The 245-nt window shown below is 70.2% G+C and carries 1 pseudogene; it reads left to right on the forward strand.

Annotation, left to right across the window (positions count from 1 at the left end):
- Positions 1–131 precede the first annotated feature (131 nt).
- Positions 132–245, forward strand: a pseudogene (locus AC0IY0_RS28925) (antibiotic acetyltransferase); the annotation flags it as partial.

Raw genomic sequence — 245 nt, forward strand, 5'->3', positions numbered from 1 at the left:
CGGTGGTAGACGAGCGCCCCGGCCTTGAGGTCCTCGGACATGTTATCGGCCATCGCTCACCTTCCAGCTCGCCGACTTTCCCGGAGACGACGCGGTCGCGCACCGCGCCGGATCCCATCGTGACCGGTCTGTTGCACCGGCTGCGTCGGGGGCGCAACCCGCATAACGAGACGCGGAGCCACCTCGCCGCGCTGGCGCGCGCGCCCGGCTTCTCCATAGGCGCTTCCTCGTACGGGCGTCCCACA

Source organism: Methylobacterium sp. AC315, assembly GCF_979253755.1.